24 protein-coding genes are annotated in these 22,890 nt (G+C 75.1%); 17 read left to right on the top strand and 7 right to left on the bottom strand.

Annotation, left to right across the window (positions count from 1 at the left end; translation table 11 throughout):
• The first annotated feature begins 51 nt into the window (after positions 1-51).
• The gene (locus AB0O40_RS05825) at positions 52-357 is read left to right on the top strand and encodes a hypothetical protein (protein WP_365036055.1); all 306 of its coding nucleotides are present in this window, start codon (positions 52-54) and stop codon (positions 355-357) included.
• A gap of 95 nt (positions 358-452) precedes the next feature.
• Here AB0O40_RS05825 and AB0O40_RS05820 read toward each other — a convergent pair whose 3' ends face one another.
• Together AB0O40_RS05820 and AB0O40_RS05815 are read right to left on the bottom strand one after the other, a co-directional pair.
• A complete protein-coding gene (locus AB0O40_RS05820; RefSeq protein WP_365036053.1) occupies positions 453-2,045 on the bottom strand; it encodes an alpha/beta fold hydrolase in 1,593 nt (530 codons plus the stop codon).
• On the bottom strand, positions 2,042-3,688 hold the full coding sequence (locus AB0O40_RS05815; protein WP_365036050.1) for an alpha/beta fold hydrolase: 1,647 nt from the start codon (positions 3,686-3,688) through the stop codon (positions 2,042-2,044). The genes AB0O40_RS05820 and AB0O40_RS05815 overlap by 4 nt, the downstream gene beginning before the upstream one ends.
• Positions 3,689-3,965: 277 nt before the next feature.
• Here AB0O40_RS05815 and AB0O40_RS05810 point away from each other — a divergent pair, with 277 nt between their 5' ends.
• Positions 3,966-4,634, top strand: coding sequence for a hypothetical protein (locus AB0O40_RS05810; RefSeq protein WP_365036047.1), 669 nt, complete (start codon positions 3,966-3,968; stop codon positions 4,632-4,634).
• A 105-nt stretch (positions 4,635-4,739) separates the two neighbouring features.
• On the opposite strand, the gene AB0O40_RS05805 is transcribed toward AB0O40_RS05810, so the two are convergent.
• The 5 genes from AB0O40_RS05805 to AB0O40_RS05785 form a co-directional block, all read right to left on the bottom strand.
• The gene (locus tag AB0O40_RS05805) at positions 4,740-5,171 is read right to left on the bottom strand and encodes a hypothetical protein (RefSeq protein ID WP_365036044.1); all 432 of its coding nucleotides are present in this window, start codon (positions 5,169-5,171) and stop codon (positions 4,740-4,742) included.
• Between the two features lie 207 nt (positions 5,172-5,378).
• Positions 5,379-5,996: a hypothetical protein gene (locus AB0O40_RS05800; protein WP_365036042.1), complete on the bottom strand. Its 618-nt coding sequence runs from the start codon at positions 5,994-5,996 to the stop codon at positions 5,379-5,381.
• 134 nt (positions 5,997-6,130) lie between these two features.
• A complete protein-coding gene (locus AB0O40_RS05795; protein WP_365036039.1) occupies positions 6,131-6,916 on the bottom strand; it encodes a hypothetical protein in 786 nt (261 codons plus the stop codon).
• Positions 6,913-7,410 carry a hypothetical protein gene (locus AB0O40_RS05790; protein WP_365036037.1) on the bottom strand — a complete coding sequence of 166 codons (498 nt, stop codon included), beginning with the start codon at positions 7,408-7,410 and terminating at the stop codon, positions 6,913-6,915. The genes AB0O40_RS05795 and AB0O40_RS05790 overlap by 4 nt, the downstream gene beginning before the upstream one ends.
• Positions 7,411-7,501: 91 nt before the next feature.
• A complete protein-coding gene (locus AB0O40_RS05785) occupies positions 7,502-8,446 on the bottom strand; it encodes a hypothetical protein (protein ID WP_365036035.1) in 945 nt (314 codons plus the stop codon).
• Positions 8,447-8,621: 175 nt separating this feature from the next.
• Here AB0O40_RS05785 and AB0O40_RS05780 point away from each other — a divergent pair, with 175 nt between their 5' ends.
• The 15 genes from AB0O40_RS05780 to AB0O40_RS05710 all read left to right on the top strand — a co-directional run bounded on the left by AB0O40_RS05780 (position 8,622) and on the right by AB0O40_RS05710 (position 22,809).
• Complete coding sequence (locus tag AB0O40_RS05780) at positions 8,622-9,479, top strand: dienelactone hydrolase family protein (RefSeq protein ID WP_365036032.1); 858 nt, start codon at positions 8,622-8,624, stop codon at positions 9,477-9,479.
• Between the two features lie 152 nt (positions 9,480-9,631).
• Positions 9,632-12,592, top strand: a complete 2,961-nt coding sequence (locus tag AB0O40_RS05775) for an AAA family ATPase (RefSeq protein ID WP_365036030.1) — start codon at positions 9,632-9,634, stop codon at positions 12,590-12,592.
• Positions 12,593-12,921: 329 nt separating this feature from the next.
• Positions 12,922-15,732: a class IV lanthionine synthetase LanL gene (gene lanL / locus AB0O40_RS05770; protein ID WP_365036028.1), complete on the top strand. Its 2,811-nt coding sequence runs from the start codon at positions 12,922-12,924 to the stop codon at positions 15,730-15,732.
• Positions 15,729-17,546 carry an alpha/beta fold hydrolase gene (locus tag AB0O40_RS05765; RefSeq protein WP_365036026.1) on the top strand — a complete coding sequence of 606 codons (1,818 nt, stop codon included), beginning with the start codon at positions 15,729-15,731 and terminating at the stop codon, positions 17,544-17,546. Before lanL ends, AB0O40_RS05765 begins: the two co-directional genes overlap by 4 nt.
• A gap of 5 nt (positions 17,547-17,551) precedes the next feature.
• Positions 17,552-17,668 (top strand): ALQxL family class IV lanthipeptide, encoded by a 117-nt coding sequence (locus tag AB0O40_RS05760; protein WP_365036023.1) that lies wholly within the window; start codon positions 17,552-17,554, stop codon positions 17,666-17,668.
• Between the two features lie 44 nt (positions 17,669-17,712).
• A complete protein-coding gene (locus AB0O40_RS05755) occupies positions 17,713-17,826 on the top strand; it encodes an ALQxL family class IV lanthipeptide (RefSeq protein ID WP_365036020.1) in 114 nt (37 codons plus the stop codon).
• 61 nt (positions 17,827-17,887) lie between these two features.
• Positions 17,888-18,004 carry an ALQxL family class IV lanthipeptide gene (locus tag AB0O40_RS05750; protein ID WP_365036018.1) on the top strand — a complete coding sequence of 39 codons (117 nt, stop codon included), beginning with the start codon at positions 17,888-17,890 and terminating at the stop codon, positions 18,002-18,004.
• Positions 18,005-18,040: 36 nt separating this feature from the next.
• Positions 18,041-18,160, top strand: coding sequence for an ALQxL family class IV lanthipeptide (locus AB0O40_RS05745; RefSeq protein ID WP_365036015.1), 120 nt, complete (start codon positions 18,041-18,043; stop codon positions 18,158-18,160).
• 114 nt (positions 18,161-18,274) lie between these two features.
• A complete protein-coding gene (locus AB0O40_RS05740; RefSeq protein WP_365036013.1) occupies positions 18,275-18,394 on the top strand; it encodes an ALQxL family class IV lanthipeptide in 120 nt (39 codons plus the stop codon).
• A gap of 74 nt (positions 18,395-18,468) precedes the next feature.
• The gene (locus AB0O40_RS05735) at positions 18,469-18,585 is read left to right on the top strand and encodes an ALQxL family class IV lanthipeptide (RefSeq protein ID WP_365036012.1); all 117 of its coding nucleotides are present in this window, start codon (positions 18,469-18,471) and stop codon (positions 18,583-18,585) included.
• A gap of 64 nt (positions 18,586-18,649) precedes the next feature.
• Positions 18,650-18,766, top strand: a complete 117-nt coding sequence (locus tag AB0O40_RS05730) for an ALQxL family class IV lanthipeptide (protein WP_365036010.1) — start codon at positions 18,650-18,652, stop codon at positions 18,764-18,766.
• Between the two features lie 61 nt (positions 18,767-18,827).
• Positions 18,828-18,947, top strand: a complete 120-nt coding sequence (locus tag AB0O40_RS05725; protein WP_365036008.1) for an ALQxL family class IV lanthipeptide — start codon at positions 18,828-18,830, stop codon at positions 18,945-18,947.
• Between the two features lie 142 nt (positions 18,948-19,089).
• On the top strand, positions 19,090-19,209 hold the full coding sequence (locus tag AB0O40_RS05720; protein ID WP_365036006.1) for an ALQxL family class IV lanthipeptide: 120 nt from the start codon (positions 19,090-19,092) through the stop codon (positions 19,207-19,209).
• A gap of 19 nt (positions 19,210-19,228) precedes the next feature.
• Positions 19,229-21,019, top strand: a complete 1,791-nt coding sequence (locus tag AB0O40_RS05715; protein ID WP_365036003.1) for an ABC transporter ATP-binding protein — start codon at positions 19,229-19,231, stop codon at positions 21,017-21,019.
• Positions 20,998-22,809, top strand: a complete 1,812-nt coding sequence (locus AB0O40_RS05710) for an ABC transporter ATP-binding protein (protein ID WP_365036002.1) — start codon at positions 20,998-21,000, stop codon at positions 22,807-22,809. Before AB0O40_RS05715 ends, AB0O40_RS05710 begins: the two co-directional genes overlap by 22 nt.
• The last annotated feature ends 81 nt before the right edge of the window (positions 22,810-22,890 follow it).

Below are 22,890 nucleotides of genomic sequence, written 5' to 3'. Positions count from 1 at the left end.
GACGGGGTAATGCTCCCGGTCCGCGGGGGCACCGCGGACCAGGAGGAACCCGTGAAGTTCGCGCAGATCATCGACTTCGAGACCGAGCGCGCCGACGAGTTGCGCGAGGCCATCCGCCGGTACGAGGAGACGGCCCGGGCCCAGGGCCGCAAGCCGGCCCCCACCCACCGCACGCTCCTGCGCGACCGCGCCAACCCGAACCGCTACCTGGCCGTCATCGAGTTCGACTCGTACGAGGACGCGATGGCCAACAGCAACGCACCGGAGACCGGCGAACTGGCCGCGACGCTCGCCTCCCTCTGCACCCGCCCGCCCGCCTTCACCGACTGCGACCTGACCGAGTCCGAGGACCTGTAACACCCGGCCGCCCACGGACGGCGCGACGACCGGGTGACGGCCGTGGTCGGCCGCCACCCGGTCGTCGTCGGCGGGGTTGCGTCGTGGCGGCCCCGCTACGGGGCGATCTCGAAGGTGGGGGGCCGGAGTCCGGCGAGACAGCGGGTGTCCGGCGCGCCCGGGTCGTCGAAGAACGACGTGGTGATCGTCTGCGCGCACCGCGAGTCGGCGAAGACCACGTGGGCGACGTAGGGGATCGTGACTGCCGTGGAGCGGCTGAGCGTCCGGGCGACGTACGCCCCGTTGCTCGGCGCGGTCTGGGCGTCGAAGCCGCCGGACAGGGCCAGGGTCGGGATGTCACTGTGCGTCACGTCCCGGATCCACGGGGGCGCGGGGGGAACGTCCCAGGCGCGGCAGTCGTCGTGGAGCCAGGCGAGCTGCGGGGCGTTGGCCAGCATCGAACGGGGGAAGGACGGGAACGCCCGCCGCCCGCCGCGGATCACCTCCTCCGTGCTCTCGTACGGTGTCCACTGGCTGCAGAAGACGCCGTAGACGAGCCCGTGGGAGACGCGTCCGATGGCCTGCGGGCTGTACTTGCCGCCCGCCAGCTGTTCGGCGATCCGCTGCGGGTCGCCGTGGGCCAGTTCGTCGAGGGAGCGGGGCACTCCGGCCGCCACGTGGGTGGCGGAGGTCAGCCAGCCGACCAGGTTCGCTCCGTCGATCACGACCTTCACGGGCTCGGGCCGTCCCGGGACGGTGACGGTGGTGGTGAGCGGCTTGGCCTCCAGTTCGCTGACGAGGCGCAGGAAGGTGCCCTTGAGGTTCGGGTAACGGGTGTTGCAGGCGGGCTGCTCCGCGCAGGCCTTGAACACGCCGTCGAAGCCCTCACGGGCCGCCTTCCAGGTCACGGCTCCGCCGCCGAGGGACGGCGGCAGGATGCCGTCGATGCCGACCGACCGGATGCCCTTGGGGTGCAGGCGCATGTAGTTGAGCGCGAGTTGGGTGCCGTAGGAGATCCCGAAGACGTTCCACTTCTTCACGCGTAGGGTCTTGCGAAGGGCGTCGTAGTCGGCAGAGCTCTCGATGTCGTTGTAGGCGGCGGGCTCGGCCCCCTGGTCGACCACCCGGTCGCGGCAGGCCCGCGTCGCGGCCACGTGCAGGCGCCTGGTGGACGGCGCGTTGGAGACGAGGCCGAGGGCGCGGGCGTTGAACTCGTCGATGTTCGGGCAGGTGAGTGCCGGGTCGGCCGAGTAGGTGCTCCGCTGGGACATGAAGATCACGTCGCGGTCGCGGTTCAGGCCGCCGGCGAGCGCCATCGGGATCTCGGAGACCGCGTCGTCACCGGGGCCGCCGGCGAACCACACGATCGGGTCGGGGGCCGGGGTCCTGGTCTCGGCGGGCATGATCGCGACCGCGAGGGTGATCTTGCGTCCCTTGGGCCGGGCGTGCTCCTCGGGCACGGTGAGCGTGCCGCAGCGGGCCCGCGCGAGGTCGGGGATCTGGTCCGCGGTCCGGGGGCAGGGGCCCGGTTCGTAGTGGGCGCTGCCCACCGTACGGGCGACCGTGCCGATCGGGCCGCCGGCGCCGGACTCGGCTCGTGCGGGCATCGCGGCGAGGCCGACGACGAGGGCGCCGGCCGTGGCGCCGGCCAGGGTCGCCGGGAGCCTGCGCCCGGTGCGGGGGCGGTGGGTGGGCAGGGGGGACGTCATCGGCTCTCCAGCTCAGGGGTGATGGTCATCGGCGGGGGTGTCAGTCCGGCCACGCAGGTGGTGTCGGGCGCGGTGGGCCGGTCGAGGAAGGAGGTCAGGACGCTCGCCGCGCAGGGCGACCGGGGCACCACGAAGTGCCCGATGCCGGGGATCGTCACGGAGGTCGAGCGGTGCAGCGTCCGGGCCGCGAACTGCGCCCAGCTGGCCCCGGTCTTCAGGTCGAAGGTGCCTCCGATGGCGAGCGCCGGTACCTTGCTCTGCGTGGTCACCCGCTGGACGGGGGTGCGGTCCGGGACGTTCCAGGCGCGGCAGACGTCGTGCTCGAACGGCAGCTGCGGGGCCTGCGCCAGCACCGAGTCCGGCCAGCCGGGGAAATTGCGGCGCCCGGCCTTCAGAAGGTCCTTCTTGGAGAAGCCCGGCACCCATTCGGCGCAGGCCACCGACTGCGTCAGCCCGTGGGCGGTCTCGCCGATGACGGGTGTCGCACCGGCGGCGCGAGCCTGCGCGAGGCGTTCGGGACGCCCGTGGGCGAGTTCGTCGAGGGCCGCGGGGACGTCCACGGCCGGCAGCGTGGAGCCGTCGCTGACGATCATGTTCACCAGCGTGCCGCCGTCGATGACCACCGTCACCGGACCCCCGCCGCCGGGCGGTGTCACGCTCAGCCTGAGGGGGTTCGCCTCCAGCCGCTTCACCTGCTCCGTCAGTGTGCGGTACGGGTCCGGATAGCGGCTCTTGCAGCGGGGCTGGGCCGCGCAGGCGGCGAGGATCCCGTCAAGCCCCTCCCGGGCGCTGTCCCAGGTCCACGGCAGGCTGACGATCTGTGGCGGGACGACCGAGTCGATCGCCACCGAGCGGACGCCCTGGGGGTGCCGGCGCAGGTAGGTGAGGGCCAGGTCGGTGCCGTACGAGTAGCCGTAGACGTTCCACTTCCTGATGCCCAGGGCCGTGCGGAGGTCGGCGAAGTCTGCGGCGTTCTCGGTGGAGTTGTAGGCGGCCAGGTCGACGCCGTCGGCGGCCAGCCGGTCCCGGCACTCCTTGGCTGCGCGGACCCGGAGCCGCCCGGTCGAGGGTGCGTCGTAGACCAGCCCCACGGATTCCGCTTCGAACCGGTCGAGCTCCGGGCACAGGAGGCTCGGCTGCGCGTCGGGACCGCCGCGCTGGGTCATCACGATCAGGTCGCGGTCGCGGTTCACACCGGAGGCGACGAGGAAGGGGATGGCGCCGAGCGCATCGCCGCCGGGGCCGCCTTCCATGAAGACCACCGGGTCATGGGCCGGCCTCGCCGACGTGGCCGGGACGGTCGCGACGGTCAGCCGGATGGTCCGTCCGTGGTGGCGGGAGCGGTTCTCGGGCACCTCCAGGAACCCGCAGCGCCCGGGTACGGGGTCCGGCTTCTGGGGGCAGGGCGCGGGCACGTACCGTGCGTGATGCGCCGGCTCGGACTGGCCGTCAGGGCCGGTCAGGGCGCTGGCCGGTGCGGAGCCGACGGCGCCGAGGACGGCCAGACCGGCCGCCGCGAATGCCGCCGCCCCGGTGCGGGCGCCCTTCGCCCGGCCGCGCAGCCCCGGCCGCCCACGGCTGGGACCGCGTTCGCTTCCCGCGGGTGGCAGGACGCCATCCGTTCCGGTGACGTGTTCCGTCATGTGTTCGTGTCCCTCTCGCATCCTGGGCCGCCTCCGGCCGCGCGGCTGTGTCCCGGCCGGCGAGGCCGCACGGTTCGGACGGGGACACGTCGGCCAGCGTGCGGGCGCCGGGTGGCCCCCGCCACTCGCGGGCGCCACTTGGAGCAGGCGCAGGCTCGCCCGAGCGCCGGGCCGTCGATATTCGTTCGGTGGATGGCGGGGCGGGCGGCAGACTGGGCGGGTGTGCAGCTACCGCGTGATCAGGAATCCGCCGGGGCCGGACCGTTACGGTCGGCTCGTGGTGCAGACGGGTGACCTCTCCCCCGCCGTCTGGCTGACCGAACGGCAGTCGGGGCAGGGGGAGTTCATGACCGTGGCCGGGGCGACCGCCGTGGGCTTCGCGGCGTACGCGCGGGTCCTGCACCCGGCTCATCTCGACGAGCGGCCGGTGCGCTGGGAGGCCGTCGGGGCGGCGTACGGGCGCAGGCCGGGCGGGGCGGTGCGGTGGCACGAACTGATCGGCGTGACCCGGGACGAGTCGTACGGCGACGTGTCCCTGCCGGGCGTCTGGGACGAGGAGCCCGGCGAGGGGCCCACCCCGCCGGACGTGGCGCGCGCCCTCGTGCCGGTCCTCGCCCGGCACACCGGCACCCCGGAGCGGTGCTGGTACGCGCTGTGGGAGGGGTACGGCCGCTGGGAGTGGTACGCGGTGCCGCGGTTCGAGACCCCCCACCGCGGCCGGGTGCTGATGGCCGGCCCGCTCGCGGACGCCGACTCACCCACCTCCCTCGACCCGTACGCCGAACTCCCCGACCTGTGGTGGCCCGAGGACCGCGCCTGGTGCCTCGGCGGGGACGTGGACCTGCGGAGCACCTACGTGGCCGGCTCGGAGGCCCTGATCACCGACCTCCTCGCCGACCCGTCCCTGGAAGCCCACCGGGTCTCCCCGACCGACCCGCTCGACTAGGACTTGTCCGGCCGGTCATGTTCGGAGCCAGATGAAGCCGGTGCAGCCCCGGGCAGGACCGGCAATGGCGACTTCAGTACCTGTCCGGCCCCGGCTCGCGGCGGGTCACCAGCACGACCGCGGGTCTTGTACGTGCTCTGGCGAGTGCCGGTCCTCTCCCCTGCCCAGGCCGGTCCGGACCAGGAAGCCGGGGTCCACCTCCCATGGCGGGGCAGCGGTGTGCACCCGCTGGGTGCCGGGGATGCCCACCTCGACGAGGGCTCCGCCGCGGAACATCCACAGACCGAACAGGTCGTCGTCCTCGTCGTGCAGCATGACCTGCACGCAGGCGGGCTCGTTCCACGGCAGGGACTCCAGGTCCTTGAGGATGCCGCGGCGCCGGTTCCATCGCTCGAACTCGATGTACCAGCCCCCTACGAACCAGGGGATCTGCACGAAGCAGCCCTGCCAGGTGCGGGCCTCGTCCGGCCGCGTCAGCGGCTCCATCACCTCGTCCTCGTATCGCGCCAACACGATGACCTGCGCCATTCTGCTCATGCCCACATGTCACACCGTGCCGGGTAGCGAGGGCAATCGGGTTGGGGACCCGGAGCCGTCCGGGCTCCTTCCGTACACCGGCAGGAACGGCCGTAGCCGTTCCCACTCTGCACTGCTCAGTTCACCCCGCCCCATGTCCACCTGAAACGATGCGTGGCCGGGAGCAGTCACGTGATCGACCTGGAGCGGCTGGGGCCGATCACGGGATCATTCTTGAGGCGGCCCGATGACCGACTGACCGATCTGCTCTGCCAGCCAGGAAGCGTGCCGTTCCTCGGACCCGTCGCGATTCCTACGGCGTACGTGGACCAGCACAGTGTGGTCATCGGAGCACTGGTCGAGGCCTCGGGTTCGGCAGTTGAACAGCAAAGAGACCCGGGCGTTATCGGCTTCGCCGTGGATGTCACGGTCGGGTACGTCGGGCCAGAGCAAGCCGGACCACCAGATCTCGCCGATGTTCGGGCCCACCAAGGCAGCGAAGTCCTCCTCGACGCTGCCCACGGGCCGGTACTCCATCGACGCCCAGAGCGGCAGATGCGAGGAGAGGAAGTCCCGATCGGTGGAGAGGTCGGGCGCGTGTACTCCGCCGTGCAAACCCGTCGGGTCGGAAGGATCCCGCGCCCAGTCCTCGACGTCCTCTTTCCGGAACCAGGCATCCGGCAGCGCCTCGCGGATCCGCAACACTTCCGGGACGGTGCACAGTTCGACGTCCACTGACACCTCCGCGTACTGCCGGTCGCCCACTGCCACAAGCTGACGCGCCACGTGCAGTGCCAGTACCGGGTCGGTGGTGCGGAAGATCGGGTACGCGATGGGGTTGGACATGCGAGCACCCTGCCATAGCCGACAGCGGACGAAGATCCATTTCCTGTGGGGCCCAATCAGGATCGCTCTCACCGGCTTGTTACATGATCGCCCGGACAGGTCCCAGGCCCGGGCCCGGGGGGGCAGGGGCTCGGTCAGGTGCGCCGGTCGGATGCGTTTCTGAAGTCCAGCGTGGCCCTGGCCGCCTCGGACAGTTCGCCGACGCCGTTCTGCACGAACGTGCCGAGGGTGTCGGCGTCGCTCCAGACGCAGATGGACATCGAGGGGCGGTCCTCGTAGTGCCCGCAGGCCAGCCGGCCACCGAGCGGGCCGGCCGGGTACTCCGCGGCGTCACTGCTCTTGGCCCCGGCGAAGAAGTTGCGGAACTCCTGCGTGATCGAGTCCCGGCGCTTCTCCGCGGCCAGCTTCTGCGACCACTGCGTGGTGTCGACGTGGAGGATGCCGTCGACGCGGCCGTCGGCGTCACGGTCGTAGTACCAGGTGCGGCCCCGGGGGAGGCGTCCGGCTTCCGCCTGGCGGTAGGCAGCGGCCTGCTCCTCCGTCATCAGCCGGTAGCCGTCCAGGGCCGCGGGCGCCGTGACGGTGCGCGGACGGGTGGCGACGTCGGCTTCCACCGGGCCGGCCGAGGCGCTGGCGGTCTCGGCCGCGCGCGGCTCCGGCTGGTACCGGAGTACGGCGTTGACCACCGCGGCCGCCCCGAGCGCGCCCAGGACGATCAGCACGGTGCGGCGCCGGCGCACCCGCAGCGCCGCGGTGCGCGCGTCGGGGGTCACTCCGGGAGCCGGTACCCGGACCCGCCGCCAGGAGCCGGTGGCGAACCAGATCCCGACCAGCAGCACGGCGACGGGCACCAGGAATCCCAGGGCCCTCCCGCTCTGGTACGCCTCGGAGGTGGTGTCGACGGACAGGTAGATCATCACCGCCGTATCGTACGCGTGTCCGAAATCCTGGGTCGTCGGAGGTGGACGCGGCGGACGTGCCGTGCCGTCACGGCTGTCGGGAGGCCGGCCAGGAGGAGGGACAGGCCCACCGGGAACACCCCGGCCCACGTCGAGGGTGAGACGTAGGCGGTGCCGGAGGTGCCGTCCACCAGCCACGCGCGGACCGGTGGCGCATCGAGGTCGCCCTCGACGGGGACCCGGAACGACGAGCCGCCGTCGTCCGGGGTGAAGGTCCCCGAGCAGGACGTCGACGTGCCCGCGTTGGCCACGGTGTTGTCGTACGTCCGGCAGTCGGGTTCGGTCACCGTGCCGGGCTCGCCCCACAGCGCCGTCCGAAGCTCCGCGGTGAAGTTCGCCAGTACGACGTAGGCCAGCACCAGCCCGATCAGACAGGCCAGCGCCAGCCACGGGGCGGGGCCGACCTGCTCTCCCCCGCCCTCCGGCCCGTTCAGGGCCTTCCCACCCTCGCTCATCCCCACCCCCGGATCGCCGACGGACCTGCATGGTGACCGAGCCGAGCCGCCCCCGGAAGCCCGCCATGACGCACGGGCGGGCTCGCGGGCGTCAGCTCAGGCCCGGGGAGCCGCTGGTGCGGCGGTCGAGGAGGACGTGCTGGCTCGACCACGAGGAGCCGTTGAAGGTGGACCACCAGATGTGGTCGTCCGGGCCGGTGCCGCGCCAGGCCATGTACAGGCGGCCGGCGCCCCGGCCCAGGGCCGGGTAGTTGCCGGTCCGGCGGTCGTCCAGGAGGTGCTGGGCGGACCAGGAGGTGCCGTTGTACGTGGACCACCAGATGTGGTCGTCGGGTCCGGTGCCGCGCCAGGCCATCACCAGCGTCCGGCCGTACGCGCCCAGGGTGGGCCAGCCGGTGGAGCGGCGGTCGGCCAGCACCCGCTGGCCGGACCAGGAGGTGCCGTTGAAGGTGGACCACCAGATGTGGTCGTCCGTGCCCACGCCGTGCCAGGCCATGACGAGCTTGCCGCCCGCCGACCCCAGCGCCGGCGCCCCCACCGCCCGGCGGTCGTCCAGCACCCGCTGGCCCGACCAGGACGTGCCGTTGAAGGTGGACCACCAGATGTGGTTGTCGGGCGTGGTCCCGCGCCAGGCCATGACCAGCTTGCCGTTGGACACGCCGAGGGCCGGCGCGTAGGTGCTGCGCCGGTCGGCGAGCTGCTTGGGGGTGGTCCAGGAGCTGCCGTTGTACCGGGACCACCAGATGTGGTCGTCCGCGCCGTACCCGCGCCACGCCATGTAGGTGCGGCCGTTGAGGTGGATCAGGTCGGGATCCCGGGCGGTGGTCGCCGGGAAGCCCCTCTGGTCGGTCCACCGGCCGTTGACCACCTTCGACCAGTAGATGTTCGGGTCGCTCCCGGTCCCCCGCCAGGCCATGTAGCCGGTGTCCGGCGCGGTGCTCGCGGCGGTGGCGCCCGCCGGGGCCGGTCCCAGCAGGGCGACCGACGCGAGCAGCGCGGCGGCCAGCCGGCGCGTCACGTTCGTACCCGTCCCCATGTACGTCCCCCTCTGTCGGTACGGAGCCGATCGGCGGACCCAGCATGGCGGGCGGCACGTCCCGCGTACAGCGGTCGGCGGGATCCGAGGGGGGCGTGCGGAGGTGCGCGTGCCAGACTCGCCCCGACCGGCGGGTTACCGCCGGGTATTCGACTGGTCGAGAGGCGGCACGCGCATGGCGGACCACGATCTGACGGGTTTCGAGCAGGGCACCTTCACCTACGAGGGCACGGAGCGGCGGGTGCTGCGGCGCGGCAGCGGGCCGGCGGTGATCGTGATCGCCGAGATACCGGGGATCACGCCGAAGGTACTGGAGTTCGCGGACCGGGTGGCGGCCATCGGCTGCACGGCGGTGCTGCCGGTGCTCTTCGGGCGGCCCGGCCGCGATCCGCACCCCGACGCGCGCGGCAAACTGGGCGCCGCGGGCTATGTCAACTCCTCCATCCTCAAGGTCTGCGTGAGCCGGGAGTTCACCGTGCTCGCCACCGGCCGCAGCTCCAAGGTCGTCTCCTGGCTGCGCGCCCTGGCCGCCGAGGAGCACGAGCGGTGCGGCGGTCCGGGGGTGGGGGCCGTGGGGATGTGCCTCACCGGCGGTTTCGCCCTGGCGATGGCCACCGACCCCCGGCTGCTGGCGCCGGTGCTCTCGCAGCCCTCGCTGCCGCTGCCGGTCACCGCGGGCCGGTCCCGGACCATCGACGTCTCCCCCGAGGAACTGGCCGTGGTCCGCGGCCGCTGCGAGCGGGAGGGGCTGCAGGTCCTGGGGCTGCGCTTCCGGGGCGACAAGTTCGTGCCCGAGGACCGCTTCGCCTTCCTCACGCGCCAACTCGGCGACGGTTTCGTGGCCGTGGAACTCGACGACGACACGGCCAACCCCGATTCCCTGATGCCCGCCCACTCCGTGCTCACCGAGCACCTGGTCGACTCCCCCGGCGAGGCCACCCGGGCGGCGCTGGACCAGGTGCTCGACCTGTTCCGCAGCCGCCTGCTGGACGAAGCGCTGCCGGGCTCCGCACCCGCGCCCGGCCGCAGTTGATCCCCCGCTCGACAGGACGGGCGAGTGAAGCGACCATCAGCCCCAGTTACGGGGATCTGACGGGCGTGACGTGAAGGTCTGGTGCCGGACCGTCCTGGGCAGACGGTCCGCACCGTGCCCGCGACAGCAGGGGAGATGCCGTGCTTCGAGGAGTGACGGATACGGGGACGACCACCCCGGGCGCCGAGGAGACCTCGGCGGGACCGCTGATCGGCCGGGCGGCCGAACTCGACGGCCTGGTGGGGCTCTTGGCGACGGGACGCCGGAGCGGACGGGTCGCGGTGGTCGAGGGGACCGCCGGCATCGGCAAGACCCGGCTGCTGTCCGCCCTGGCCGAACGGGCCGCGGCGGCGGGCCGGGAGGTGCTGCGGGCGGCGGCCACGCCCGCCGACGCCGAAGTGCCGTACGGGCTGCTGATGCACGCGTTCTACCACACCACGGCCCTGGACCTGCTGGAGGAGTTCGGCGATCTGCCGGCCGCCGGTGCCTCCCAGCGCCACCGCAGGCACCGGCGGCTGCGGGACGCCCTGTTGGAGCACGCCGAGCTCACTCCGGTGGTCCTGGTCCTGGACGACCTCCAGTGGGCCGACGAGGAGTCGCTGCGGGTCCTGGAGCACCTGCTGCGGGGGCCGTCCGACGAGCGGCTGGGCTTCGTCCTGGCGCACCGCTCGGGCGGCTGCCCGCCCTGGCTCGCCCGCACCCTCGGGGACGCCGCCGTGCTGCGGATCGCGCTCGGTCCGCTCGCCCCGGCCGACGCGGCGCGGCTGCTGCCCGGCGCGCCGCCCGCCCGGGAGCGCCAGCTGATCGCTGCGGGCCGCGGCAACCCCCGCCAGCTGCGCGCCCTGCACTCCCTGACGGCCGCCCTCGCCACCGACCTCGCCGACGACCTGGCGGCCGAGCTGGCCTCCGGCGACCCCCGCTCGGCGGGCCTGCTCGACGACTGGTACCCGGACCCGGACCTGCTCGGGGAGTTCGACGCCCTCTCGGGCCCGGCCCGCGCCGTGCTGCAGGCCGCCGCCGTGGCGGGCCCGGCCTTCGACGCCGCGCTGCTCGCGGAGGTGGCGGTGCTGCCGGCCCGGCAGGTCCGCGTCGCCCTCGACGAGCTGGCCGGCCACGGCTGCGTGGTCGGCACCGCCGGGTGGTACCGCTTCGGCCGGCCGCTGCTGGGGTCGGTGGGGTACCGCCTGGCCGGTCCGGGCTGGCGGGTCGAGGCGCACCGCCGGGCCGCCGGCCACCTCGACCGGCGCGGGGCCGCCCCGGGCGACTGGGCCGCGCACGTGGAGCACGTGGCGTACACGGCCTCGGACGCGGAGCTGGCCCGGCTGGTCGAGATCGCGCGGGCCGAGCTGCACCAGGCGCCCGAGACCTGCATCCGGCGGCTGCGGACCGTGCTGCGGGTCCTCGCCGACCGCGGGGACAGTGTTCAACTGCGGCGGGCCGCGGTGCTGTTGGGGCGGGCCCTGACGGTCACCGGCCGGCTGGACGAGGCCTCCGAGGTGCTGCGCCCGCTGCTCTCCGTCGCGGAGGGAGGTGCCACGGCCGCCGCGGACCTGCTCGCGCTGGGCGAACGGCTGCGCGGCCGGGGCGAACGCGCCTACCGGCTGCTGCGCGAGGCGGGCCTCACCACCGATGCGCCGTCCGGTGCCGGCGCGGCCCCCCGGGGGCCCGCCGGCACCCCGGACGGTGCGGCCCCCGCCCTGCGGCCGGTCACCCCGGTGGAGACGGGGATCAGCCTGGCCAGACGGGAGATGATGAACGGGGGCTGGGACCGATGTCTGGGCCGCCTCGACGCCCTCGACATTCCGGCGGACCGCCCCGAACTCAGCGCGGCCGCGCATGCGTTGCGCAGCCTCAGCCTCATCATCCGGGGCGAGGTGACCGGCGCCGCCGACGCCCTCGACTCGGCGGAGCGGCTGGCCGACTCCCTCACCCCCGACGAGCAGTTGCGGCTGCTGGGCGGACTGCCCGACCTGTGCTGGGCGGAGATCCTTCTGGAGCGCCCGCACCGGTGCGCCCGCCGGGTCGAGGAGGCGATCTCGCTGGCCGAGACCCACCGGCACCGCTACATGCTGCCGGAGCTGTACGTCGTCCGGGCCGCCCTGCTGGCCCAGTCCGGCCCGATGGAGGAGGCGCTGGCGGCTGCGGACCGGGCGCTCGAACTGGGCCGGGCGCTGGGCACCACGGAGATGCTGGCGCCGGCCGCGGGCCTGCGGCTGCGGGCGGTGGTGTGGGGGGCCGGCCCCGAGCACGCCGGTCCGGCGCTGGCCCTGCTGGAGGGCTACCCGGAGCCGGAGACCTGGATGTGGGCCGGCTTCGTACGGCACGTCCGGATCGAGGCGGCGCTGGCCCTGGGCACCCCGATCCCGCCGGCGGAGGCGGTCCGGCTGCTGGGCTCCCCCAACGGGACGCGCACCGACCCGATGTCCGTCAACGGCCATGCGCTGGCGGCCGAGTTCTGGGCGCGGGAGGGGGACGTCGAAGCGGTCGCCGGGCACGTCGCGCAGGCGACCGGCGTCCGGGTCCCGGGCCTGGCGATCACCGCGGCGGTGGCGCAGCTCGCCGAGGCCCGGCTGGCGGCCGTACGGGAACAGCACGAGTGGGCCACCGAGCTCGCGGGCCGGGCCGGCGACCAACTGGCCGCGGCCGGGATGCCGGTCAAGGCCGGCCAGGCGTACCTGGTGGCGGCACGCTCCGCCCTCGCCCTGGGGCGCACGGACGGCTTCGACCGGGCCGCGGCCGCCGCCGAGGGCCAGTTCGAGCGGGCCGGCGCCCACGGGCTGCGGAGGACGGCGACGGAGCTGCGCCAGGCACACCCGGCCGCCGGCTCCCCCGCCGGCCGCCCGGACGGCCACCGGGCGGGCCCCGCCGGGGGCCTGCCGCACCCGGCGGACCGGGCGGAGCCGCCGCTGCGGCCCGGCGGGCCGGCCGACTCCGTGCTGTCCGCCCGGGAGCGCGAGATCGCGGGCCTGGTGCTCGAAGGGCTCACCAACCAGGACATCGCGGCCCGGCTGTTCGTGAGCGTCCGTACCGTGGAGACCCATCTGACGCGGGTCTACAACAAGTTGGGCATCGCCCGCCGCGGCGCGCTCGCCCGCGCGCTGGACGCGGCGTGACCCGCCACCGCTAGACCGCCGCACCCGGCGACGGCCCCGGCCCCTCCCCCGACGTACCCGCGGGGCGGGGGCCGGGGCCGCGTCGTTTCCGGGTCCCCGTACGTACGTGTCGTGGTTTCCCGCAGTCCCGCCGCGGGCCGCCGGATACGGGTCCGTCCTGCGGGAATCCACGATCTGCCGGGCCCACCCGCCGCATTAGCGTCCTTCCTGTGACCGGCGGACCGCCGGAGTACACGGCCCCACACCCCTCGATCCGCCGGCGCGGCGTCGCCCGCCCGCGGTCGGACGGGGTGCGGTGGCCGGCACGGCACACGGACGGGAGGCAGCAGGTGCAACAGGTCGCAGGGGCGAGCGAGAAGCACGCGACGGCCGGCTCGGCGGACGGTTTCGGTCTGCGGGGCGTGGCACAGGCGGTCCTCGCCGAACAGGGCGCGCAGGGGTGGACCGTCACCGAGGACGACGCCTGGTGCCGGGTGATGCCGCCGGAGCGACAGGAGCGCGTCCAGGGCTGGAAGCTGCACCTGTCGGCGACCCGGCTGTCGGCGCCCGAGGTGGTGCACCGCGCGGCGACCGTGCTGGTCGCGGCCGGCTGCGGCTTCAAGTTCGCCAAGAGCATCGCGGTGGTCGAGGAGATGACCTCGGACCGCTACGACCGCGCCCAGTGCGGCAAGATCGTCACCTGCTACCCGGCGGACGACGAGCAGCTGCGGGCGCTGGCCGCGGCCCTGGACGAGGCCACCGCCGGACTGCCCGGCCCGGCCATCCTCTCCGACCGCCCGCTGCGGCCGGGCAGCCTGGTGCACTACCGCTACGGCGTGTACGGCGGGGTGCCGGTACTGACCAACGACGGCAGCCACCAGCTGCGGATCCAGGCGCCGGACGGCACCACGATGGAGGACCTGCGCAAGCCGTGGTTCAGCCCGCCGGCCTGGGCCGTGTCCCCCTTCCCCGCGGAAGCCGCGGCCGCGCCCGCCGCGCCCAGGACGCCCGGACCGGTCCTGCTGGCCGACCGGTTCGAGATCCGCGAGGCGATCCGGCACTCGGCCCGCGGCGGCATCTACCGCGGGCTCGACCACCGGACCGGGGCCGAGGTGGTGGTGAAGCAGGCCCGGGCGCACGTCGGCACCCGGGTGACCGGCGAGGACGCCCGGGACGCACTGCGCCGCGAGTCCGCCGCACTGGCCCGGCTCGAGGGGATCGCCGCCGCGCACATCGACCTGCTCGACGTCGACGGGCACACCTTCCTGATCCAGGAGTCCCTGCCCGGCGCCACCCTCACCCAATGGGTGCAGGACGAGCTGGACCGCACCGACCGGAGCGCCGGCCTGGCCCCGGCGCTGGTGGTGGCGACCGCCCGGCGGCTCTCCGCGCTGCTGGCGCGGGTGCAGGCGCTGGGCGTGGTGTACCGGGACTTCACCCCGAACAACATCATGGTGGGCCCGGACGGCGGACTGCGCCTGATCGACCCGGAGTTGGCGGTGCGCCCCGGACAGTGGACCACCCGCGGCTTCACCGAGGGGTTCGCCGGTCCCGAGTTGGCCCGCGGGCCGCGCTTCGGCCCGGCGCCCGGCCTCGAGTCGGACCTGTACGCCCTGGGCGGGGTCCTCTTCTACCTGTCCGTCGGCAGCGCGCCCGCCTTCCCGGAGGACCGCCCGCTGCCGTCCTCCCGGCGGCAGCAGGTGACCGGACTGCTCACCATGAGCGCGGTCCACAACCGGGCGGTCCGCCTGCTGGCACCGGCCGTGCTCGGCCTGACCCACGACGACCCGGGGGCCCGCTGGACCCTCGACCGGCTCGACGCGTTCCTGGCCGGGATCGACCTCGACGCACCCGCCGCCTCTCCTTCCGCCGAGGGGGTTCCGGACCGGGCGGACGGCGAACTGCCCGCCGACCGGCTGGACCCCCGCCTGCAGCAGCTGCTCATCGACGACGGCCTGGCGCACCTGCTCGCCACCCTCCCCGACCCGGGCGCGAACTCCCCGCGCCTGTGGGCCAGTACCGGCTTCGGCAGTACCAGCGACCCCTGCAACGTCCAGCACGGCGCGGCCGGGATACTCGCCCTGCTGACCCTCGCCGACACGCACGCCGGCCCCGCGACCGACCGGGACGCCCTGCGCGCCGCCCTGTCCGGGGTCGCCGGTTGGCTGGACCGCCGCCGCACCGACGTGGCCGAGCCGCTGCCCGGGCTGTACTTCGGCCGGGCCGGCACCGCCTGGGCGCTGCACGACGCCGCGCGCCGTCTCGACGACCCCGTACTCGCCCGGCACGCCGAAGAGTTCGCCCTCGGCCTGCCGGTGCGCTGGCCCAACCCCGACGTCTGCCACGGCACCGCCGGCAGTGCGCTCACCCAGCTCCACCTGTGGCACCGCACCGGACGCGAGGAGTTCCGGCTCCGCGCGGCCGAGGCCGCCGACGACCTGCTGGCCGCCGCCGAGTACGAGGGCGACCGGGTGTACTGGCCGGTCCCCAAGGACTTCGACTCGGCGCTCGCGGGCATCCGGCACCTCGGCTTCGCCCACGGCGTGGCCGGCGTCGGCTACACGCTGCTGGCCGCCGCCCGGGCCACCGGGGAGCAGAAGTACCTGGACGCCGCCGTGGACGCCGGCAACACCCTGGTCGCCGAGGCCGAGCGCGGGCCGTGGGGCGCGCGTTGGCGCACCGGCCGGGACGACGCGCCCGGCAGCGGGATGCTCTACCACTGGTGCAGCGGGGCGTCCGGGGTCGGTACCTTCCTGGTCCGGCTCTGGCAGGACACCCGGGACCCCGCCCACCTGCTCGCCGCCGAAGAGGCCGCCGTCGCGGTCCGCGGCGCGCGCTGGAACTCCCCCACCGCGGCCTGCCACGGCCTGGCCGGCAACGGCGACTTCCTGCTCGACATGGCCGACGCGGTCGGCGGGCCGTACCGGGGCTGGGCGCAGGAACTGGCCGCCTCGCTGTACGCCCGGCACACCGTCCGGGACGGCCGGCTGCTGATCGCCGACGAGAGCGGGTCGGAGGTCACCGCCGACTGGAACGTGGGACTCAGCGGGGTCCTCGGCTTCCTGCTCCGGCTCCGGCACGGCGGCCCGCGGCCGTGGATGGCCGACGGCCCGGCGACCGGGCGGGACGGGGCAGCCGACTGTACGAAGGAGCGGCCGTGAGCACCGGTACCGCCGTCCGGCCGCCGGACGACCGCCGGGCCGTGCCGGCCGGCGCGGAGGTGACGGTCCGCACCAGCTTCTGCTTCTCCGCCGACGGCCTGCGGGCCGCCTGCGTGGCGACCGACACCGACGGCAGGCACTTCGCCGAGGGCTGGCGCCTGGCGGACCGCGGTCCCCGGCTCGACCTGCGGACTTCGCTGGGCAGTGATCCCACCTGGACCCAACTCCTGCCCCTCGACGGCACGGACGTGCTGGTCTCCTGGTACGGCAAGGGCGGTGCGCAGTCGCTCGCCCGGCTGGGCGCCGGGGGCCGCCGGGACGTCGTACCCGTGCCCGGCGGGCGGCCGCTGCGGCTGCTGCCGGCCCCCGCGGGCTCCGGACTCCTTGCCCTCGGGGTCAGCGGCGGGGCGGCGCCGGACACCGTCGTCACGGCGGTCCGCGAGGACGGGCCGCGCTTCGAGGAGGTGGCCCGGGTCCCGGGCAGCCTGCTCGGCGGGATCGTCCTCGGTCACCGGGTGCTCTTCACCCGCCTGCTGGACGGGGTCGCCCGGCCGGTCGTCCTGGACCTGCGGGTCGGCGCCCTGCTGGAACTGGAGACCGGCCCCGGGCCGGCCCACGTCCTCGCCGCGGCCGCCGGGCGCGTCCTGATCGCCCGGCCCGCGCCGGACGGCCACCGGCTGGCCGTGGCGGACCTGGACGGCGACGCCCCGCCGCGGGAGGTGCACGGCGACACCGGTCTCCCGGGCGTCGTCCACCCGCTGGCGATGGACCCGGCCGGGGAACTGCTGGCCCTGCTCACCACCTGCGGGGCCAGGTCGTTCCTCACCCTCCTGGATCCGGTCTCCGGGACCGCGCGGCAGGTCGACCTGCCGCCGGGGGACCTGCTGCCCACCGCGGCGTGGACCGGGCACGGCCTGTGGCTGCCGTACTCCGATCCGGGCCGGCCGCGCACCCTGGCCTGGGTACCGCCCGCCGGAGGCGCCCTCGAACTCCCCGAACCGGCCCGGCCCGGGCACCTCCCGGCCCGTCTGGAGACCTTCGCCGGCGCGGACGGCCCGGTCGAGGCGGTGCTCTACGGGCCCGACTGGCGCACCGCACGGCAGGTCGTGGTGGCCCTGCACGGGGGCCCCAACAGCCGCTGGACCCTGGCCTTCGACCCGTTCCTGCAAGCCCTGGCCGCGGCCGGCCCGGCGGTGATCGCGCTCAACCAGCGCGGCAGCACCGGCTACGGCGCCGCCCACACGCTGGCCGTCAGCGGGGCCTGGGGCGGGCCGGACCTGGCCGACGTCACCGCCGTCACGCGCTTCCTGATCCACGAGCGCGGTACCGGGCGCGAGCGGCCGGCCCTGTACGGGGTGAGTTACGGCGCCTACCTGGCCCTGCTGACGGCGGCCGTCGAGCCGGACGCGTGGAGCGCCTGCGCGGCCGTGGCGCCCTTCCTGTCCGGCCCCCGGCTGCACGCCGACGGGTCGGCGCAGGTCCGGAGCATGGTCGAACGGCTCGACGGGCTCACCACCGCGCAGGACCGGCTGGGACCGCGTGACGTGGAGCGGCTGGCCCCCGGCCTGGCGGCGCCGCTGCTGCTGGTGCACGGCGCCCGGGACGACTCGGTGCCGGTGGCCCACTCGCGGACCCTGGTCGCGCGTCTGACGGCCCTGGGCCGCCGCCCGGGCACCGACTTCCACTACCTGGAGCTTCCCGACCGCGGCCACGCCGCGCTCGGGACGGGAACCGCCGATCCGGTCGTCGCATCGGTGGTGCGGTTCCTCACCGGGCAGGGCCATCCCGGCCCGCCCCCGTCCGAGAGGGGGTGACCCCGATGGAGCTCGACCTCGACGCCCTCCAGGAGCTGCCCGCCGAGGAGGCGCAGGCCAACTGGCCCTGCCGCTACTCGTGCTGCACCTCCTGCCCGGCCACCGGCCAGGACCCGTCCTGACCGGCCACCGCGTCCCGCCGACCCGCGAAGGGAGGTGAATCCCCATGGAGCTCGACCTGAACGCCCTCCAGCAGCTGCCCGCCGAGGAGGACCAGGCCACCGTGTGCGGCCAGACCTGCAAGATCACGTGCCCGTACACCACGCCCGACACGGCGTGACGCCGGGCGCACGCCCGGACCCCAGCGGCGCCGCCGCACCCCCGACCGAAAGGTGATCGCCATGGAGCTCGACCTCAACGCCCTGCAGCAGCTGCCCGCCGAGGAGGAGCAGACCAGCGCGTGCCAGTTCTCCTGCTCGGCGAGCTGCCCCTACACCTGCCTCGCCACCGGCAACTGACCCCGCCCTTCCGGACCTTCTGAGAGGAACACCGTCATGGACCTCGACCTCAACGCCCTGCAGCAGCTCCCCGCCGAGGAGGAGCAGACGAACATGTGCAAGTTCTCCTGCTCGGCGAGCTGCCCCGCGACCTGCCTCGCCACCGGCGCCGAGTAGGACCGCCGCGGCTGCCGCGGCGCCGGCCCGGCACCCGGCCGAACGGGCGCCCGGCACCGCCGTCGCCCGCGTCCCCACCCCTTCCGCTCCACCTTGCGACGAAAGGAACACGTCATGGAGTTCGACCTCGACCACCTGCAGCAGCTGCCCGCCGAGGAGGACCAGGCCGGTATCTGCGGCTACACCTGCCGCACCACCTGCCCCAGCACCTGCTGGTCCACCGGCGCCGAATAGCACCCGCCGCGGGCCGTCCCCGGACGGTCCCGCCACCCCACCCGGCACCACCCCCTTCTGAGAGGAACACCGTCATGGAGCTCGACCTCGACACCCTGCAGCAGCTGCCCGCCGAGGAGGCCCAGGCCGGTGGCTGCGGCTACACCTGCACGGCCACCTGCCCCAGCACCTGCCTGGTCACCGGCGCCTGAGTCCGTACCGGACCTGCGCACAGCCGGCCACGCACACCCACGACCTTCTGAGAGGAACACCTTCATGGAACTCGACCTCGACACCCTCCAGCAGCTGCCCGCCGACGAGGACCAGGCCACCGTGTGCGGCTACACCTGCCGCGTGACCTGCGACAGCACCTGCATCGTCAGCGGTTCCTGACTCCCTGCCGGACCGCACCGCCGGCCGCCACGCCCGTCAACTCCGCCGAAAGGAAACCGTCATGGAGCTGGACCTCGACACCCTTCAGCAGCTGCCCGCCGAAGAGGAGCAGGCCACCGAGTGCGCCTACACATGTCGCCACTCGTGCCCCAGCACGTGTGAGCTGACCGGCGCGGCCTGACGGTCGGAAGGCCCCGGGCCGGGCGGCGGCCACGACCACCGTGGCCGCCCGCCGGCCGGACCTCCCCCGTCACACCCCGCCACCGGGCCGCCCCGCACTCGGGGCGGCCCGGTGGGCGTCCACCCCACGAGAGGACAACCCCATGGAGATCGACCTCGACGCCCTGCAACTGCTGCCGGCGCCCGAGACGCAGGCCGTCGAGCGCTGCTGCACCACCTGCTGCGTCTCGTGCCCGGCGACCTGCGAGGCCTCCGGTGCCTGAGCAGGCCACGGACGGCGTCGTGCCCCCGACGGCAGTCGGGGGCACCGGCGTTGCCGCCCCTGCCCCGGCCCGGCGGCCGGTGCGCGCCGCCCTGGCACCCGTCCGGCTGCGACTCGTCGCGCTGGCCGTCCTGATGGCCGCCCGGATCGCGGTCGGCGTCGCCCTGCCCGCCCTGCTCGCCGCCGCGGTGGGCGCCGTGCTCGACGGCACCGACGTCCGGGGCCCGGCGGGCCTGCTGGCCGCGGTCCTGGTCGCCGGCGGGCTCTGCGAGGCGGCCGTGGGCCCCCTGGCCGCCTCGGCGAACGCCACCGGCACCTTCCGGCTCCGCATGCTGACGGTACGTCACCTCCTGGCGCTGGGGCCCCGATCGCCGCATGCCGTCGGGGAATCGGTCACCCAGGTCGTCCAGTCGGCGCCGATGGCCGCGGGCCTGCCGGCCCGGGCCACCGAGAGCGCGCTCTCGCTGCTGGGCGCGGTGGCCGGCCTGGCCGGCCTGTGGTGGACCGACTGGCAGGCCGGCCTGGCCTTCACGCTCGCCATGCCGCTGACCGTACTGATCGCCCAGCGCTTCATGAGCGAGGCGGGACGGGCCCAGGAGAACTACCTGACGGCCCAGTCGCGGCTCGCTGACGGCCTGGTCTCCGCGCTCGCCGGCGCCCGTACGATCCGGGCCGCGGGCACCCTCGGCGCCGAGACCGAGCGGGTGCTGGAACCGCTGCCCGAGCTGTCCGCCGCCGGCCGCGCGATGTGGCGCACCCAGCGCGAGGTCGTCTGGCGCCTGGGGCTGCTGATGCCCCTCACCGACGTACTGGTGCTGGCCGTGGCCGGCCTCGCGGTGGCCGGCGGCCGGCTCGGCCCCGCGGAACTCCTGGCCGTCACCGGTTACCTCGCCCTGGCCTCCGGCATCGTCGACCAGATCGACGGGCTGCTCGGCATCGCCCAGGCCCGGGCCGGCGCCCGCCGGCTCGACGACGTCTTCCGCCACGAACCGCCCGCCGGGGGCACGACGAGCGCCACCCCCGCGGACGGCGCGGTGCGCCTGCGCGGCGTCACCGTCCGGCACGCCGGTGAGACCGTCCTGGACCGGCTGGACCTCGACCTGCCCGCCGGGGCCTGCGTCGCCCTGGTCGGCCGTACCGGCTCGGGCAAGAGCCTGCTGGCCGGCCTGCCCGGGCGGCTCACCGACCCCGACGAGGGCGAGGTCTCGATCGGCGGCGTCCCGGTGCGCGAACTGCCCCTGGAGCAGCTGCGGAACCTGGTCGTACACGCCTTCGAGCGGCCCGAGTTGTACGGGCGCACGGTCCACGAGGCCATCGCCTTCGGCCGGCCCGGGGTCAGCCGCGAGGACGTGGTCCGGGCCGCCCGCGCCGCCCGCGCCGACCGCTTCGTACAGCGGCTCCCGGCCGGCTACGACACCCCGCTGGACGAGACCCCGATGTCCGGCGGCGAACGCCAACGACTGGGGCTGGCAAGGGCGTTGCTGCGACCGGCGCTGCTGCACGTGCTGGACGACGCGACCTCCGGCCTGGACACCGCGACCGAGGCCGAGGTCAGCCGCTCGGTGACCGACGTACTGGCCGGCCGTACCAGCCTGGTGGTGGCGCACCGTGCCGCCACCGCCGCCCGCTGCGACCTGGTGGCCTGGCTGGACGCCGGCCGGATCCGCGCCCTCGGGCCGCACCACCGGCTCTGGGCCGACCCCGCCTACCGGGCGGTCTTCGGCCCGGCGGCCACCACCGGGCCCGCCCCAGGCCCGGCCCCCCTGCCCATGGAGAAGGAGGAGGAGCGGTGTCGCGTCGAACAGCGGTGACATCCCGTTTTGGACTCAGTGCCCCCGCGGCGCGACTGCTCGCCGACGGGCTGCGCGGCCGCGGCCGGCCGCTGCGGGCGATCGCCGGCTGGTCGGTCGTGGAGGCCGCCCCCGCCCTGGCCTCCGGCTGGGTGACCGCCGCCGCGCTGGACCGCGGCTTCCTGGCCGGCCGGCCCGGCGTCGGGCTGGCCTGGATCGGTGTGCTGGCCGGGCTGTTCCTCGCCCGGGCCGCCGCCGAGCGCGCCCTGTTCACGCCCCTGGCCGAGGTGGTCGAACGGCTGCGGGACGCGCTGGTGCGCCGGGTGGTCGGCGGAGTGCTGGAGCGGGCCACCACCGGCGGACGCGGCGGCGGCTCCGCGGCCGTCGCGCAGCTCAACGGCCAGGTGGACACGGTCCGCAACCTGACCGGGACGCTGCTGCGCACCGCCCGGCCGCTGAGCGTGTCCCTGCTGGCCGCCGTGCTCGGGCTGGCCACGCTGGACCCGCTGCTCGCCGGGCTGGTCCTGGCACCGCTGGTACCGGCGCTGGGCGTGTTCTTCTGGTCGATGCGGCGGCTGACGACCCGCCGCCGGCTGCTCGTCCTCGCGGAGGAGCGGGTGGCGCGCGGGACCGGGGCCGCGCTCGGGGCGGCCCGGGACATCACGGCGGCGGGGGCCGAGTCGCATGCGGCCGCGCTGGTGGCCGAGGAGGCCGCCGGGGTGGCCAAGGCGCAGCTCTCCGTCGGGCTGGCCGCCGCACTGCGGGTGCCCGTGGTCCTGCTGGGCGGTCAACTACCCCTGATCCTGCTGCTGTTGGCCGGCCCCGGTCTGGTGCGGGACGGATCCGTCACGCCCGGGGCGGTGGTCGGCGCGGCCACCTACGTGGCGGCGCACCTGCTGCCGGCCCTCCAGATGCTGGCCGGTGCGGTGTCCGGCTACTGGAGCCAGCTGGGCGTGGTGCTGCACCGGCTGGCGGAGGCGGCCACACTGCCGGAGGAGCCGGCACCCCGGACCCCGTCGGCCGGACCCGCCGAGGCGGCGCCGACGCCCGCGTCACGCCCGGGCACCCCCGCCCTCTCGGTCCGCGGACTCGGATTCGCGTACGGGCCGCACGCCGAGCCGGTGCTGCACGGGCTCGGCCTGGACGTCCCCTTCGGCGACCACCTCGCGATCGTGGGGCCCAGCGGCATCGGCAAGTCCACGCTCGCCGCCCTGCTCACCGGGATCGTCGCGCCGACCGCCGGCACGGTCGACGTGGCCGGGCGACCGGTCGCGGACCTCGAAGAGGCCCTGCGCTGCCGGCTGTTCGCGCTGGTGCCGCAGGAGGCGTACGTCTTCCCCGGCACGGTCGCCGCGAACCTGGCCTACCTGGCCCCCGGCGCGGACCGGGCACACCTGGAGCGCTCCGCCGCGGCGGTCGGGCTGTCCGGGGTGATCGACCGGCTCGGCGGCCTGGACGCCCGACTCCGCGCCCCGGCCACGGAACTCTCCAGCGGGGAGCGGCAGTTGTTCGCGCTGGCGCGGGTGCACGCCGGGGACGCCCCGGTGGTGGTGCTGGACGAGGCCACCTGCCACCTGGACCCGGTCGCCGAGGAGCGCGCGGAGGCCGCCTTCGCCGACCGCCCGGGCACCCTGATCGTCATCGCCCACCGGCTCGTCTCGGCCACCCGGGCCCGCCGCGTCCTGCTCCTGGACGGCGCCCGGACGGACCTGGGCAGCCATGCCGAACTCCTGGTCCGCAGCCCCCAGTACGCAGAGCTGGTCGGCCACTGGGAGGGCACCGCGGTCCACGCAGGAGCCGGCCGCGGATGACGACACGGGCCGGCCGGTCCGTCGCCCCCGGTCGGTCCGGGGCCGGGACCAGCCGGGGGTGACGGCTCCGGCGGGTGAGCC

Origin of the sequence: Streptomyces sp. NPDC089919, assembly GCF_040684615.1 — a bacterium.
GTDB lineage: Bacteria > Actinomycetota > Actinomycetes > Streptomycetales > Streptomycetaceae > Streptomyces.
This window is presented reverse-complemented; position numbering and strand designations above follow the sequence as displayed.